The following is a 15,247-nucleotide window of genomic DNA, read 5'->3' on the forward strand; positions in this document are numbered from 1 at the left end:
TTCTTCGGCTTGGGTCTACAATGCAGGGATGACTGAACTGCATGCATCCTTCCGCGCAGCCGGCCCGCGCCAACTGGCGGCCATGCTGCGCGATGCGCGGCATTATACGCTGGCACTGTACGACGCCCTGGACGCCGCCGGCTTCGGCGAACCGGCCCGGGTGCCGCGCCTGCCCATCGTCAATCCGCCGCTGTGGGAGCTCGGCCACCTGGCCTGGTTCGCCGAGTGGTACATCCTGCGCGAGGCGACCGGCAGCAGCCCCGGCGAAGCGCAGGGGAACTCGCTGCTGGCGCGCGGCGACGACTGGTTCGATTCCAGCCTGGTGCCGCATCGCACGCGCTGGACCCTCGACCTGCCGCCGCCGGGCGCCCTGAAAACCTATTGCCGCGAAGTGCTGGACCGCATCCTCGACCGCCTCGCGCGCGAACCGGACACCGACGCCGCCCTGTACCCCTACCGGCTGGCGCTGGCGCACGAGGACATGCATGGCGAAGCCTTGCTGTACACGCTGCAGACGCTGGGTGTGGCACCGCCGCCGGCGCTGCCGCCGGCACAGCCGCGCGCGGTGGCGCCGGGCGAGATCGTATTCAGCGGCGGCAGCTTCCTGCGCGGCGGTGCGCAGGGGCAGGGCTTCGTGTTCGACAACGAGCGCGACGCGTCGACGGTGCGCGTGGCCCCGTTCGCGCTGGACGCCGGCCTGGTGACGAACGGCGCCTGGCTCGACTTCATGCGCGACGGCGGCTACCAGCGCGCCCAGTACTGGAGCGACGCGAGCCGCGCATGGCTGATGGGACAGGAGCGCTCGGCGCCGCGCTACTGGACGCGCGACGGCGAGGATTGGCATTTGCTGCGCTTCGGGCGCCGCGTTGCGCTCGACCCAGCGGCGCCGCTGCGCCACGTCAGCCTGCACGAAGCCCAGGCCTGGTGCAACTGGGCCGGGCGGCGCCTGCCGACCGAGGCGGAGTGGGAATATGCGGCCGTGTCGCGCCAGCCGGGTTTTACCTGGGGCGCGCTGTGGGAGTGGACGGCATCGCCTTTCCTGCCGTATGCCGGCTTCGAGGCCGACCGCTACCGCGAGTACTCGGCGCCGTGGTTCGGCAGCCGGCAGGCGATCCGCGGGGCATCGTTCGCCACGCCGGCGCGCATGCGGTCGGCGCATTTCCGCAATTTCTTCACGCCGGAGCGCGACGATATCTTTGTCGGGTTCCGCAGTTGCGCCTTGTAGTGCCAAGCAGGAGGCAATAAAAAAAGGCTGCCGAAGCAGCCTTTCTCGTTTCAATTCAACTCAGCGATGAAGGATCAACGATCGCCGAACGCGCGGCGTGCGCCGTCGGCCGAACGCGGATTGCTGCCGCGGTAGCCGCCTTCGCGGGCCGGACGCTGGCCGCCTTCGCTGCGGAAACCGCCGCCTTCACGCGAACCGGTGGCGTTCGGCTTCGAGAAGCTGCGCTGGCCCGGCTTGCCGGCATTGCGGCCGTCGCCCGGCTTCCAGCCCGGACGGTTGCCGCTGCGTGCCGGTGCCGCGCGTTTCGGCTCGAAGCCGATGACCACGTCGACCGGGATGGTCTGCTTGGTGAAGCGCTCGATGCGCTTGACGTTCATGCCTTCGGCATGGTTCACCAGCGAGACCGCGGTGCCGTTGCGGCCGGCACGGCCGGTACGGCCGATACGATGCACGTAGTCCTCGGGGAACTTCGGCAGGTCGTAGTTCACCACGTGGGTGATGGTCGGCACGTCGATGCCGCGGGCGGCGACGTCGGTGGCCACCAGCACGCGCACCTGGCCGCGGCGCATGCCGTCCAGCGTGCGATTGCGCGCACCCTGGTGCATGTCGCCGTGCAGGGCGGCGGCGGCGAAGCCGGCGATGTTCAGGCGGTCGGCGATCATGTCGGCATCGCGCTTGGTGGCGGTGAACACCACGGCCTGGTCCATCGTTTCGTCACGCAGCAGGTGATCCAGCAGGCGGTTCTTGTGCGACAGGTCGTCGACGAAGTGCACCTTCTGCGTGATGTTCTCGTGGCGGTTTGTCGCGCTCATGATCTGGATCACTTGCGGATCCTTGGTAATGCGGCGCGCCATGTTGCCGACGACGCCATCCAGCGTGGCCGAGAACAGCATGGTCTGGCGGGTGTCCGGCGTGGCGGCGACGATCTTCTCGATGTCGTCGATGAAGCCCATGTCCAGCATGCGGTCGGCTTCGTCCAGCACCAGGATTTCCAGTTGCGAGAAGTCGATCTTGCCCGACTCCATATGGTCGATCAGGCGGCCCGGGGTCGCGACCAGGATCTCGGGATTCTTGGCCAGCAGCTGCATCTGCTTCGGGTACGGCATGCCGCCCAGGATCGAAACGGCGCGGATGCGGCGCATGAAGGCGGTGTATTGCTCGGTTGCCTGGGTGACCTGCAGCGCCAGTTCGCGGGTCGGGGTCAACACCAGCATCTTCGGCTGGGCTGCCTTGAAGCGCACGCGTTCGCCGCGGGCGCGGGCGGCCTGCGCTTCCTGTGCCGGCGTACGGCCGGCCGGTGCCGGGTCTTCGCTGGCGAATTTATGCAGGGCCGGCAGCATGAATGCCGCGGTCTTGCCGGAACCGGTCTGCGACGACACCAGCAGGTCACGGCCTGCGATACCTGCAGGCACGGCCTGCTCCTGCACCGGGGTCGGCTTTTCGTAGCCGGCGACGGAGACTGCTTTGACGATGGACGTGTGTAAGCCTAATGCTTCAAAACTCATTGTTTGATGTACTTTCGGTAGAACTGTGGGCGTTCACGCGATCTGCGGAACGCAAAATAGCAACGCGAGCCAACAATACGAAATGACTCAAAAACGTAAAGAGATTTCGGCACAAAAGCTTTGCGCCGGGACGGTACCTTTTACGGGAATCCTGAAGCGCCAACTGTCTGCGGCATATTCAGGCCCCTTGCGGTACACAGGGCGGGAGGGCTTTTTTGAATGGGCATCCTGGTGGATACCGGGGCTTGCGAAGCTGCTGATTTTTACTGCTGTCGTTACTTGGTACACTGTCGCGGCGACATAATCGCTCATGCGTTTTGCAGCGCACAAACGACACTATACATCACTTTCGGTTTTCGTGCACGGGGTATGCAAAAGTGAGACCAGCCCGCACGCCGTAAGGCGGGCGGGCTGGTTGGCAGCCTGATTGACCGGGCTGACCCGGCAGGAGGGGGGCGCGTGGCGGCTCAGCGGTGCTTGCGGCCGTTGGCGCTGGCGCGGGCCTTACTGCCGCCCGAGACGCGGTTCTTGATCTCGGCCACGGCATGGGCCGCAGTCGCCTTGATGCGCTGCACGCCGCTCAGCTTGCCACCCCTGCGCTCCCTGTCGCCGTGGTCGGCTTCCAGCACGACCTGGGCGTTGTCGAGGATGTTTTCGGCGATGTCGCTGCCGGTGCTGGCGCTGGTTTTCGGCACCAGGATGGTCGAACCGGCCTTCAGGCGCATCTGCGGCGGAATGTTGTTGGCCTGGCGGATCACTTCCGGCGTGGTGTCGAACTTCGATGCCAGCGAGGCGATCGATTCCTTGGCCGAGGTGATCTTGTGCGTGGTCCAGGACGACAGCGCGTGGCCCCACTGCGCCAGGTTGACGTGGAACTTCTCGGCGTTTTCCTTGGGCAGCAGGATCTTGGTCGATTCGCCGGTGATCACCGGCTTCTTGAACTGCGGATTCAGGGCCTTGAATTCATCGACCGACATCTCGGCCAGCTGGGCGGCGACCGCCAGGTCGATATCCGAGGTCTTGTCGACGGTGGTGAAGTAGGGCGTGTTGTCGATGGCCGGCAGGTTGACGCCGTACTGGCCCGGGTTGGCGATGATGTTCTTGACCGCCTGCAGCTTGGGCACGTAGTTGCGCGTTTCCGCCGGCATCAGTTCGGCCAGGCTCTCGAAATCGGTCGGCTTGCCCTGTGCGCGGTTTTTCTGGATCGCTTTCTGAACATTGCCTTCACCCCAGTTATAGGCGGCCAGGGCCAGCTGCCAGTCACCGAACATCGTGTACAGGCGCTGCAGGTAGGTCAGGGCGGCATCGGTCGAGGCCAGCACGCCGCGACGCTCGTCCTTGAACATGTTCTGCTTCAGGTTGAAGTCGCGTCCGGTGCCCGGCACGAACTGCCAGATGCCGGCGGCATCGGCGGTCGACAGCGCCTGCGGGTTGAAGGCGGATTCGATCACCGGCAGCAGCGCCAGCTCGGTCGGCATGCCGCGCTTTTCCAGTTCCTGCACCACGTGGTACAGGTAGAGCGAGGCGCGGCCCGAGGTGCGCGCCAGGTAGTCCGGACGGCTGGCGTACCACTGGGTATGCTTGGCGACCAGGGTATTGTCGACGTCGGGGATCGCGTAGCCGCTGCGGATGCGGGCCCACAGGTCGGGGTCCTTGTAGTCGTCGCCCTTGAGCGCCGACAGCGATTGCGGCAGGCCGGCCTTGGCCACGGCTGCGGAAGTCAGGGTGGAGCTGTTGCCGTTGGCGAGCGAACTCGGCGAGCTGTCGGCGGCGTGGCCGAGGACAGGGGCGAAGAGAAGCGCGATGGCCAGGGCTTGCGTAGTGCGGGTCGTTTCGTACATGGCTTTCCAGTGTTGCGTCCAGGAACGTCAGAACTGACGAGAGAAGTCGGAGTGTACGGACCAGTCCGTAAGTCAGTCAAGAAATATGTCGGCGCGGTTACAAAAAATATTGACTACTATTTTTGATAAAAAAATGTTTGATTTGATAATTTTAAACAGGGGTATGCGCCTTATTTCATAGGAGATTTGGCGCATACACCGGGGTGTACAAAAAATTTCTCTGATAAAACTGCATTTGTCAGAACTATTTAAGTTGATATTTTTGTAACCGGGGTTCGCTCGCCGGGCTGGTTCGTATGGGCTTGGTCTACCCTTTCTAAGTTAGCCGTGCTCGCCACCGCTTCTATGAGCGCACGCAAAGTCCGCGTACAATGCGCTCTCTGCACACCGTATTTTTTTGTATTTTTGGAAAGTAATCAGCATGAGCACTGCCAATCCCGACGCCGACATGAACGTTGATGATGAAGCCATCATTGGCGCTACCCGGCGCTGGCTCGAACGCGCCGTCATCGGCCTGAACCTGTGTCCGTTCGCGAAGGCGGTGGTTGTGAAGGAGCAGGTGCGCTACGTGGTCTCGCCCGCGCGCACCCCGGAAGAGCTGCTCGAAACCCTGATGAACGAGCTGCAGGACCTGGCCGACGCCGATCCCGAAAAGATCGACACGACCTTGCTGATCCACCCGTTCGTGCTGAACGATTTCCTGGATTTCAACGAGTTCCTGGATGTGGCCGATGCGGCGGTGGAAGACATGAGCCTGGACGGTGAACTGCAGGTAGCCAATTTCCATCCGGACTACCAGTTCGCCGACACCGACCCCAACGACATCTCGAACTACACCAACCGCGCCCCGTATCCGATCTTGCAGCTGCTGCGCGAGGACAGCATCGACCGCGCCGTGGAAGCGATCCCCGACGCCGAGGATATCTTCGAGAAGAATATCGAGACCATGGAAAAACTCGGCCACGAAGGATGGGACAAGCTCGATGTCGGCCCCGCACGCTGAACTGCCCCCCTGCGCCCGGCAGCCGGAACGGCCGGACACGCCTTGTGTCGCGGTCTGCTCGACCACCTTCGACGAGATCTGCCGCGGCTGCGGCCGCACCGTGATCGAAGTCGCGCACTGGGTCGCGATGACAGCCGACCAGAAGGAGCTCGTCTGGCAGCGCATCCTGGCCCAAGGCTACCCGCGCCGCAATACCTGATCCCCATCAAACCGGGGTTAGAGCCCGGTTTTTGGCAAATTCCTCTTCAACATATCTATAAAGACCTCCAATTCGGGGTCAGAGCACAATCGGCGCCGGATTCAGGGTCAAGCACAACTCATTTTCTCGTGACCTATAGACGATGCGGACGCATGTCGCGACCGAGCCAGAGGTAGACAGCCTAACGTTTAGGCTCCGGGCAATTTCTTTTCAAAGTGCTCTGACCCCGAATGTGCCGCGAAATCTGCTCTGACCCCGAATTGCCTGAATCAGAAGTTGCCGATGAAGTCGCGCTTGCCGATGTCCAGGCCGTTGTGGCGCAGGATCGCATAGGCCGTGCTGGCGTGGAAGTAGAACTGGGGCAGGGCATAGTGCAGCAGGTAGGGCAGCCCCTGGAACTGGCGCTGGTTGGCGCCGGTGCCGACCGTCACCTCGCGCCCGGCACCGTCGTCGACCGCTTCGCGCGGCACGCTGTCGAGGAAGGCCAGGGTCTTTTCCAGGCGCGCCTGCAGGCCGGCGAAATCGCGTTCGCTGTCCTCGAAGCGCGGCACCTCGATGCCGGCCAGGCGCGCCGCCGCGCCCTTGGCGAAATCGGTGGCCAGCTGTACCTGGCGCACCAGCGGGAACATGTCCGGGAACAGGCGTGCCTGCAACAGCGCGTCGTGATCGATCTTGCGCGCGTCCGCGTGGTTTTCCGCCTTTTCCAGGATCGCCACGAGGCTGCCCAGCACCTGCCTGAATACCGGCACCGATGCCGTGTACATCGAAATTTCCATCATCCACTCCTCCAAAAGATTTTCCATCATAACAAGCCTGGACGAGGCGTGCGCCACACAGATGTGCGCACCACAGTGACAAAATAGTGACGTATTGCAACGGTGTGTGCATAATCTGATTTTGCTTATCGATCGATCTGCCATCACAGTGCGGCCGCCCATGTAGCCGGCTTGGAATCCATGTCTGTCAAGGCCTTCATCTCCAATATTGCTCCCATACAGTTGCTGGCCCGCCTGGGCCGCCTGTATGGCCGTTCGCTGTACGGCGCCTTGCTGCTGATGGCACTCGGCGGTCTGGCGCTACCGGCTGCGCTCGGCGGCTACGTGCTGCTCGGTGTGCAGGAGCAGCAGGCGGCGCGCCGCGGCCTGCAGGAGGATCTGCAGCGCAATGCCGATATCCTGGCGCTGGGCATGCAGGAGCCGCTGTGGAACATGAACGCCGACGCGGCGCGCTCGCTGGTCGACTCGCTGATGCGCGACCCGGCCGTGGTGCACGTGCGCGTGCGCGCCCAGGGAGACACCGATTTCATCGACCGCCACGCGGCCGTCAGGCCGGCCGGCCGGTTGCTGCGCAGCGAGCGCGAAGTCGTGGTGCGCGGCCAGGCGATCGGGCGGGTGGCGGTCGAGATGGATGACAACCACAGCCAGCAGGAGTTGCGCGCCAAGCAGTGGCGCTATGCGATGGTGCTGGCCGGCCAGATGGCGGTGTCGCTGCTGCTGTTCGTGCTGCTGCTCCAGCGTCGCCTGGTGGCGCCGCTGGGCACGCTGATGGGCTTTTCCGACAACCTGTCGCGCGGCCGCTTCGACACGCCGCTGGCGCTGGCTTCGCGCGACGAACTGGGCCGGCTCGGACGCCAGCTCGAGCGCATGCGCATCGCAATCGGCGAGCTGTTCGAGGACATCGGCCGGCGCGAAAAGCGCTTCCGCAGCATCGTGACCCAGGTTCCCGGCGCGGTGTTCCGCGCGCGTCCGGACGGCGCCATCGATTTCGTCAGCGACGCCATCGACGACATCTGCGGCTACCCGGCCGCCATGTTCATCGACGCCGCCAGCGAGCGCTGGTCCGACATCGTCAGCCCGGAAGACAGGCGGGCGCGGCGGCGCCAGGTCAAGGATGCGCTGGCGGCCGGGCGCTCCTACGAAGTCGAATACCGCATCGTCGACGCCGGCGGCGTCGAGCGCTGGGTGATGGAAAGCGGCCAGCCGGTCGACCTCGACGGCGACGGTGCCTACTGGATCGATGGCATCATCTCCGACATCAGCGAGCGCAAATACAACGAGATGCGGATCGAGGCCTTGCTGGCGGAGCAGGGCGCGCTGCTCGACAACGTGGTGTTCGGCGTGGCCCACGTGCGCGAGCGCCGCATCGTCTCGGCCAACCGCCGCTTCGACGAACTGTTCGGCTACCCCGAGGGTGCGCTGGTCGGCGATGCGGTCGCGGCGCTGTTCCCCAATGTCGAGTCCTACGAGCAGGAACTGGCGGCCAGCGCGCCGCTGCTGGTGGCGGGCAAGGACTACAGCGCCGAAATGCAGTTCCGGCGCCGCGACGGCAGCCTGTTCTGGGGCATGGTCAGCGGCCGCGTGCTTGATCCCGAACGGCCGGATGCCGGCAGCATCTGGGTGTATGCAGACGCCAGCGAGCGGCGCCAGGCCGAGGAAAAGCTGCGCCTGTCGGCCACGGTGCTGGAGCACATCGCCGACGGCGTGATGGTGATCGACGCGAATGGCATGATCGTTGCCACCAACCCCGCCTACACCCGCATCACCGGCTACAGCGAGGCCGAAGCGGTGGGCCGGCACGCCAGCCTCACGCGCGGCAGCGGCCACGGCGCCGAGTTCTACGAGGCCGTGTGGCGCGAGCTTGTCGACACCGGTTTCTGGCGCGGCGAAGTCCAGCGCATGCGCAAGAATGGCGAAACCTATATCGAGTGGGTCACCGTGTCGGCGGTGCGCAGCGACAGTGCCGGTCGCGACCAGATGCTGCATTATGTGTGCGTGTTCTCGGACATCACCAAGGCCAAGGAATCGCAGGACCAGCTCGACCACCTGGCCCACCACGATGCGCTGACCGGCCTGCCCAACCGCCTGCTGTTCCACGACCGCCTGCAGCATGCGCTGGCACGCGCCGCCGTCGGCCGCCAGAGGGCGGGGCGCCAGCTGGCCGTGCTGTTCATCGACCTGGACCGCTTCAAGAACGTCAACGACACCCTCGGCCACCACGTCGGCGACGAACTGCTGAAGCAGGTGGCGGGCGCGCTGTCGGCCTGCCTGCGCGAGGGCGACACGCTGGCGCGCCTGGGCGGCGACGAGTTCATCGTGCTGCTCGAGGACGCCGATGGCGAACGCGGCGCGCGCGCCGTGGCCGAGAAGCTGATGCGGCTGTTCGAGCGGCCGGTGATGGTGTCCGGCTACGAACTGTTCGTCACCGGCAGCGTCGGCATCAGCCTGTTCCCGCAGGATGCGCTCGATGCCAACATGCTGATCCGGAACGCGGACGTCGCCATGTACCAGGCCAAGGCGCGCGGACGCAACGGCTACCGCTTCTACGAGCCGTCGATGGACGGCGAGGGGGTCGAGCGCCTGCGCATGGAAGCGCTGCTGCGGCGCGCGATCGAGAAGGACGAGATCTGGCTGGCCTACCAGCCGCAGGTGGAGATCGGCAGCGGGCGCCTGATCGGGGTCGAGGCGCTGGTGCGCTGGAACAGTCCGGAGCTGGGACAGGTGCCGCCGGTCCGCTTCATCCCGCTGGCCGAGGACACCGGCTTCATCGCCCAGCTGGGCGCCTGGGTGCTGGAACAAGCCTGCCGCCAGGTGGTACTCTGGGAGCAGGCCGGCCTGCGCGTGCCGAAGGTGGCGGTGAACCTGTCGGGGCGCCAGTTCGACCGCGGCAGCGTGGCGCCGCTGGTCCGCCGCGCGCTGGCCGATACCGGCCTGGCGCCGCAGCGCCTGCAGCTCGAGGTGACCGAATCGGTGATCACGAATACCGGCGACGCCTTGCAATACATCAACGACCTGCACGCCATCGGCGTCGAGCTGGCGATCGACGATTTCGGCACCGGCTATTCGTCGCTGGCCTACCTGAAGCAGCTGCCGGTGCAGGCGCTGAAGATCGACCGCAGCTTCATCGCCGACATCACCGGCGGCGCCGACAGCGATCCGAACGACGAGGCGATCGCGATCGCCATCATCCAGCTCGGCAAGAGCATGAACCTGGCAGTGGTGGCCGAAGGCGTCGAAATCCCGGCGCAGGCGGCATTCCTGCTGCAGCACGGCTGCAACCGGGCGCAGGGGTATTTATATAGCAAACCGCTGGATGCGGGGCAGCTGCTGGCGCAGTGGGGGGCGGCGGGCGCGCTCGACACCCGGCACCTGGCCACCGGCTGAGGCGTCTCTACTCTTGCGCGTTCGCCAACAGGATGCGCAGATTGCAATCGGCCTGCCACGTCCGCCGCTCGCCGCTGGAGCCGGCCAGGCGCGCCAGCTCGTCGTCGCCAAGCGCGGCCTGCGAGACGATCAGGCGCTCGGCCACCTGCGCATCCGGCACCACGGTGCCGAAGAAAGCCACCGTATCGCCGTGCTGCAGCAGCAGGGTCGGGAAGTTTTCGACGTCGAGGTCGCCGACCACGTCGGCCTGGTCTTCGATGTCGATCCAGAGGAAGGTCTTGTCCGGGTGGCGCGCCGCCAGGCCGTCGAAGGCGGCACGGTAGGACGCGCAGGTGCCACACCAGGCGGCGCACAGGCAGGCGACGGTCCAGCCGCCGCCGGCGAGGGCGGCGCCGACCTCGGCGTGGTTGTCGGACTCGAGGATGAGGGCTTGCATGGGCGGGATTTTACAACGGACGCGGCGCCGCGGTCAGCCGCGTTCTTTTGCCGGCCCCGCCGGCGGGTTAAAATACGGGATGGCTATCATCCTTGCAATCGAAACCTCGTCCGAACTGGCCTCCTGCGCGTTATTGAACAGAGACGGCACCGTACTGGCACGCGAATCCTCCGGCGTGCGCACCCACTCGCAATCCGTCCTGCCGATGGTGCAGGACCTGCTGCGCGAAGCCGGCATCAGGCTGGCCGACTGCGACGCGATCGCGTTCGGCGCCGGTCCCGGCTCATTCACCGGCGTGCGCACCGCCTGCGGCGTGGCCCAGGGCCTGGCCTTCGGGGCCGGCCTGCCGGTACTGCCGCTGGTCACGCTGGAAGCGATGGCCGAAGCCTGCCGCGCGGCTACCTCCGCCAGTGAGGTGCTCGCGGTGCTCGATGCGCGCATGAACGAAGTCTATTGGGCGCAGTACCGCTATCTTGACGGCGCCTGGACCACGGTGTGCGCGCCGGCGCTGTGCGCGCCCGGCGCGGTGGCGCCGCAGCCGGCCGCCGGCCTGGCCGCCTGCGGCAACGGCTTCGCCGCCTATCCGGAAGCGTTTGCCGGCAAGGACTTCGCCGCCGGGGTTCAAGCGGATATCCTCCCGCATGCGCGCGAACTGGCGGTGCTGGGCGCCCCGGCGCTGGCGCGCGGCGAGGCGGTGGCGGCCGACGCGGCGCAGCCGCTCTACCTGCGCAACAAGGTGGCCTATACCAGTGCCGAGCGCCAGGCGATCAATGCCGCCGCGGGTGCGGCTGCCAGTGCTGCCGCACCTGCTGCTGCGGCCGGGACGGGTGCTTGACCATGGCGGCGCAGGACGCGATGGTCCGGCCAGGGGGCGACGCCGTCCACCTGGCATTGCGGCCGATGGTGATGGACGACGTCGATGCCGTGGTTGCGCTCGAATGCAGCGTGTTCCCGCATCCGTGGAGCCGCGGCAATTTCGTCGATTCGCTGGCCAGCGGCTACGATGCCTGGGTGCTGCGCGGCCCGGACGATGAAGCTGCCGGTGAGCTGGCCGGTTATTTCCTGCTCATGTACGCGCTCGACGAAGCCCACCTGCTGGACGTGGCGGTGGCCGGCCCGCGCCACGGCACCGGCCTTGGACGCTACCTGCTGGACCGCATCGTGGCGCGTGCCCGCGGCCTGCGCATGGCATCGATCCTGCTCGAGGTGCGGCCGTCCAACGCGCGCGCGCTGCAGGTCTACCAGCGCTACGGGTTCGCCGAGATCGGGCGGCGCAAAGGCTATTATCCCGCGCACGAAGGCCGGCGCGAGGATGCGATCGTGATGAGGTATATGTTATGAACGGATTCAGCGAACGCGATACCGTGTTCCTGGCCGAGATGGGGCTGGGGCCGTTGTGGCGCCTGCGTGCCGCGCCGCCGGTGCAGGCCGCGGCGGTGCAGCTCGACGAGGGCGACGTGCTGGTGGAGGAGGCGCCCGCCGTGCATGCGGATGGCGCGCCCGCCGCGCGTCCGCCTGCGGCCGGACTGCCGCCGGTTGTAACGCCGCCGGCGCCTGCGCCGGCACCCGAACAGGCCTGGGCCGATGCGGCCCCGGCGGCAGCGCCGCCGCCTGCGCGGCCGCCGCAAGCCGCACCTGGCGCGGAACCGGTACTGCCGCTGCCGCCGGCCCGGCCGGCGCCGGCCGAGGCAGCCCGTCCGCCGGCGCCGCCGGCCGCGCCATCGGCGCCGTCGTATCTGCCGCCGGGCCCGCGTCCGCTGCAGCCGGTCGCACAGACGGTTTCCGCGCTGGCGCCGGACGACAGCGCCTGGGACGATGCCGCGCTGCCGCTTGATGCGACGCCCGAGGAAATCGCGGCCATGGACTGGGACCAGCTGGGGATCGCGATCACGACCTGCCGCCGCTGCAGCGCCTGCCGCGACGGCCGGCCGCCGGTCACCGGCACCGGCGCGCGCCAGGCGCGCTGGCTGGTGGCGGCCGGTGCCAGCACTGCCGTCGACGAAAAGGAACGCTTGCCGCTGGCCGGCGATCCGGGCAAGCTGCTCGACAACATGCTGCAGGCCGTCGGCATGTCACGCCAGCAGGACGTCTACATCACCAACCTGATCAAGTGCCGGCCGCTGAGCCCGACCGGCGCCGAGCGCGCCCCAAGCGCCGATGAAGCGGCGGCCTGCCGTCCTTATCTCGAGCGCGAACTGGCCCTGACCGGGGCCGGCACCGTGATGACGCTGGGGCAGATCGCCGCCAACACCCTGCTCGGAAGGCCGCTGGCGACGCCGCTGGCCGGGGTGCGCGGACAGGTCCATGCGCTGGACGCGGTGCCGGGCGAGGTCAAGCTGGTCGCCAGCCTGCATCCGGGCGAGCTGCTGCGGCGCGGCACCGACAAGGCCCAGGCCTGGGCCGACCTGTGCCGGGCCAGGGCTGCCGGCGGAGCGTCCGGTGGACACCCCGGCTGATAATTACCAGGCCTGTTTCGAGCGCCGCTGGGGTCACCTGCGGCGCGCCCGGGTGCGGGCGCTGGCCTGGCTGCTGGATGCTCCCGACCTGCTCGACGTCCACGATCCGCACTGGGAAGGGCGCATCGCCACGCTCGGGCCGGTGACGCCGGAGACGGCAGCCTGGCTGGCGGCGCTGGACGCCGATCCGGCGCGGCTCGACGCCGCCCTCGGCACCAGAATGATCACGCGGCTCGGCCTGTATGCCGAAAAGCTGATGGCCTTCTATTTCGCCGAGCAGGGCCGGCTGGTGGCGCATGGCCTGCAGGTGCGCGCCAGCCGCAACGACACCGTCGGCGAATTCGACTTCCTGCTCGATGCCGGGCCGGACGGGGTCGAGCATATCGAGTTTGCGACCAAGTTCTACCTGCTGCAGGGCGACCAGGGAGGCAATCCGCATGCCGCCGAACTTGCCGCCTTCGACACCTTCGTCGGCCCCAACCTGGCCGACAGCCTGGGCCGCAAGATGCGCAAGGTGTTCGACCGCCAGCTGACGCTGGGATCGCATCCGGCCGCGCAAGCCCTCCTGCCGCGTCCGGTGAAAGTGGCGCGCGCGCTGATCAAGGGCTGGCTGTTCTACCCCGCGGGCGCCTACATGGAGATGAAAGGGATCGCGGCGCGCCACTGCCGCGGCTTCTGGTGCGCGGCGAGCGAGATCGGCATGCTCGACAGCGAACGCTTCCTGATCCTGCCGCGCCTGCAATGGCTGGCGCCGTTTCGCGCCCTGTCGGCCACCTGGATGCTGGATCGCAGCCAGCTGCAGGCCGAACTGGCCGACCATTTCGCGCACTACGACACCCCGGTGCTGGTCGCGCTGGTGCGCGAAGGGCAGGACGGCATCGTCGAAGTCGACCGCGGCTTCATCGTTCCCGACGATTGGCGCGAGCGCGCCGACGCCCGCCTGCACCCCTAAGCAAAAACAATTCGGGGTCAGAGCAGAATTCGGGCAATTCTGCTCTGACCCCGAATTGGGTTGCGCTGAAGGCTTTGTCAGGCGCTCTTTGATTAGTGCTTGTGTTCGCCGATCAGGCGCAGCGAGTCGTGTTCGCGCTGATTATGGTGGTGGCGGCGCAGGACCAGCCAGCTGATGCCGGCCAGGAACAGGCCGAACAGGACGATGATGATGTTCAGGTCGAGATTCAGCGTGATCATCACCGCATACAGCGCCGACATGGTCAGGATCGACAGGTTTTCGTTGAAGTTCTGTACCGCGATCGAATGGCCGGCGCTCATCAGTACGTAGCCGCGGTGCTGCAGCAGCGCGTTCATCGGCACCAGGAAAAAGCCGGACAGCAGGCCGATCAGCAGGAGCAGCGGCACCGCGATCGCGGTCGCATGCACCAGCGTCATGATGGTGACCACGAAGCCCATGGCGATGCCGAGCGGGATCACGGTCAACGCTTTCTTCAGCGGAATCATCTTGGCCGCCATCGCCGCGCCCACCGAGACGCCGATCGCGACCACGCCGATCAGGGTCGTGGCCTTGTCGAGCGGCATGTGCAGCGAACGCTCGGCCCATTTCAGCACGATCAATTGCAGCGTCGCGCCGGCGCCCCAGAACAGGGTGGTCATTGCCAGCGAGACCTGGCCCAGCTTGTCCTTCCACAGCGTGGCCGAGCAGTTGGCGAAATCGGCGATCAGCTGTACCGGGTTGCGTTCCTGGTGCTCGTAGCGGGCGCCGGTGTCCGGAATGCGCAGGTTGAAGACGGCGGCCACTGCATAGACGGCGATCAGCACCGACAACTGGGCGTTGCCCGGCGTGTCCAGCAACGGCGCGCCGAGGCCTAGCAGCCAGCTGATGCCGGCCTGGCTGACCAGGGCGCCGCCCATCACGGTGCCGAGGATGATCGACAGCACCGTCAAGCCTTCGACCCAGGCATTCGCGACCACCAGTTTCTCGGGCGGCAGCAGTTCGGTCAGGATGCCGTACTTGGCCGGCGAATACACGGCGGCGCCGAAACCGACCACGGCGCACACGATCAGCGGATGCACGCCGAAGAAAATCAGCGAGCAGCCCAGCACCTTGATGAAATTGGCGATGAACATGACCCGGCCCTTGAGCCAGGCATCGGCGAAGGCGCCGACGAAGGGCGCCAGCAGCACGTAGAACAGCACGAACGAAAGCTTCAGCAGCGGCGTCAGCGAAGGCGGGGCTTTCATCGCCGTCAGCAGACCGATCGCGACGATGATCAGCGCGGAGTCTGCCAGCGACGAGAAAAACTGCGCCGCCATGATGGTGAAAAAACCACGTTTCATTCAAACCGTTCCAAAGACAAAGAGTGGGTTGCTTTATACCATGAAAGGCCGCCGCGCCCAAGAAATCGACAAGCGGGGTTGCCAGTGTCAGGAGTAGAATTCGGCACGCATCGTCCTTTTATTTTGC

Annotated in this window: 14 protein-coding genes; 8 read left to right on the forward strand and 6 right to left on the reverse strand. The window is 66.4% G+C overall.

Features of this window, described 5'->3' with window-relative positions; all coding sequences use genetic code 11:
• The first annotated feature begins 28 nt into the window (after positions 1-28).
• On the forward strand, positions 29-1,225 hold the full coding sequence (gene senA / locus U1H99_RS23855) for a selenoneine synthase SenA (RefSeq protein WP_323144194.1): 1,197 nt from the start codon (positions 29-31) through the stop codon (positions 1,223-1,225).
• A gap of 74 nt (positions 1,226-1,299) precedes the next feature.
• Here senA and U1H99_RS23860 read toward each other — a convergent pair whose 3' ends face one another.
• From U1H99_RS23860 to U1H99_RS23870, 3 genes are all read right to left on the reverse strand, one after another.
• Positions 1,300-2,730 (reverse strand): DEAD/DEAH box helicase, encoded by a 1,431-nt coding sequence (locus U1H99_RS23860; protein WP_323144195.1) that lies wholly within the window; start codon positions 2,728-2,730, stop codon positions 1,300-1,302.
• 87 nt (positions 2,731-2,817) lie between these two features.
• Positions 2,818-3,042 (reverse strand): hypothetical protein, encoded by a 225-nt coding sequence (locus tag U1H99_RS23865; protein WP_323144196.1) that lies wholly within the window; start codon positions 3,040-3,042, stop codon positions 2,818-2,820.
• Positions 3,043-3,197: 155 nt separating this feature from the next.
• The gene (locus tag U1H99_RS23870; RefSeq protein ID WP_323144197.1) at positions 3,198-4,571 is read right to left on the reverse strand and encodes a transglycosylase SLT domain-containing protein; all 1,374 of its coding nucleotides are present in this window, start codon (positions 4,569-4,571) and stop codon (positions 3,198-3,200) included.
• A gap of 421 nt (positions 4,572-4,992) precedes the next feature.
• Between U1H99_RS23870 and U1H99_RS23875 the strand changes: the two genes are divergently transcribed.
• Positions 4,993-5,574: a DUF1415 domain-containing protein gene (locus U1H99_RS23875; RefSeq protein ID WP_323144198.1), complete on the forward strand. Its 582-nt coding sequence runs from the start codon at positions 4,993-4,995 to the stop codon at positions 5,572-5,574.
• The gene (locus tag U1H99_RS23880) at positions 5,555-5,773 is read left to right on the forward strand and encodes a DUF1289 domain-containing protein (protein WP_323144199.1); all 219 of its coding nucleotides are present in this window, start codon (positions 5,555-5,557) and stop codon (positions 5,771-5,773) included. The genes U1H99_RS23875 and U1H99_RS23880 overlap by 20 nt, the downstream gene beginning before the upstream one ends.
• A 269-nt stretch (positions 5,774-6,042) precedes the next feature.
• Here U1H99_RS23880 and U1H99_RS23885 read toward each other — a convergent pair whose 3' ends face one another.
• Positions 6,043-6,549 carry a DUF1993 domain-containing protein gene (locus U1H99_RS23885; protein WP_323144393.1) on the reverse strand — a complete coding sequence of 169 codons (507 nt, stop codon included), beginning with the start codon at positions 6,547-6,549 and terminating at the stop codon, positions 6,043-6,045.
• Positions 6,550-6,729: 180 nt separating this feature from the next.
• On the opposite strand from U1H99_RS23885, the gene U1H99_RS23890 reads away from it, so the two are divergent.
• Complete coding sequence (locus U1H99_RS23890) at positions 6,730-9,933, forward strand: bifunctional diguanylate cyclase/phosphodiesterase (RefSeq protein ID WP_323144200.1); 3,204 nt, start codon at positions 6,730-6,732, stop codon at positions 9,931-9,933.
• 7 nt (positions 9,934-9,940) lie between these two features.
• Here U1H99_RS23890 and U1H99_RS23895 read toward each other — a convergent pair whose 3' ends face one another.
• Positions 9,941-10,369 carry a thioredoxin family protein gene (locus U1H99_RS23895; RefSeq protein ID WP_323144201.1) on the reverse strand — a complete coding sequence of 143 codons (429 nt, stop codon included), beginning with the start codon at positions 10,367-10,369 and terminating at the stop codon, positions 9,941-9,943.
• Between the two features lie 79 nt (positions 10,370-10,448).
• On the opposite strand from U1H99_RS23895, the gene tsaB reads away from it, so the two are divergent.
• Genes tsaB through U1H99_RS23915 form a run of 4 tightly spaced genes read left to right on the forward strand, consistent with a single transcriptional unit; the run spans position 10,449 to position 13,777 of the window.
• Positions 10,449-11,204, forward strand: coding sequence for a tRNA (adenosine(37)-N6)-threonylcarbamoyltransferase complex dimerization subunit type 1 TsaB (tsaB, locus tag U1H99_RS23900; protein WP_323144202.1), 756 nt, complete (start codon positions 10,449-10,451; stop codon positions 11,202-11,204).
• Between the two features lie 2 nt (positions 11,205-11,206).
• Positions 11,207-11,710 (forward strand): ribosomal protein S18-alanine N-acetyltransferase, encoded by a 504-nt coding sequence (gene rimI, locus U1H99_RS23905; protein WP_375341643.1) that lies wholly within the window; start codon positions 11,207-11,209, stop codon positions 11,708-11,710.
• Entirely contained in the window at positions 11,707-12,825 is a 1,119-nt protein-coding gene (locus U1H99_RS23910; protein WP_323144203.1) for a uracil-DNA glycosylase, read from the forward strand. The genes rimI and U1H99_RS23910 overlap by 4 nt, the downstream gene beginning before the upstream one ends.
• A complete protein-coding gene (locus U1H99_RS23915; protein ID WP_323144204.1) occupies positions 12,809-13,777 on the forward strand; it encodes a DUF1853 family protein in 969 nt (322 codons plus the stop codon). The genes U1H99_RS23910 and U1H99_RS23915 overlap by 17 nt, the downstream gene beginning before the upstream one ends.
• Before the next feature lie 92 nt (positions 13,778-13,869).
• Here the strand turns inward: U1H99_RS23915 and lplT are convergent, their stop codons facing one another.
• The gene (gene lplT / locus U1H99_RS23920; protein ID WP_323144205.1) at positions 13,870-15,120 is read right to left on the reverse strand and encodes a lysophospholipid transporter LplT; all 1,251 of its coding nucleotides are present in this window, start codon (positions 15,118-15,120) and stop codon (positions 13,870-13,872) included.
• Between the last annotated feature and the right edge of the window lie 127 nt (positions 15,121-15,247).

It is taken from the genome of Massilia phyllosphaerae (genome assembly GCF_034659755.1).
Taxonomy (GTDB): domain Bacteria; phylum Pseudomonadota; class Gammaproteobacteria; order Burkholderiales; family Burkholderiaceae_D; genus Telluria; species Telluria phyllosphaerae.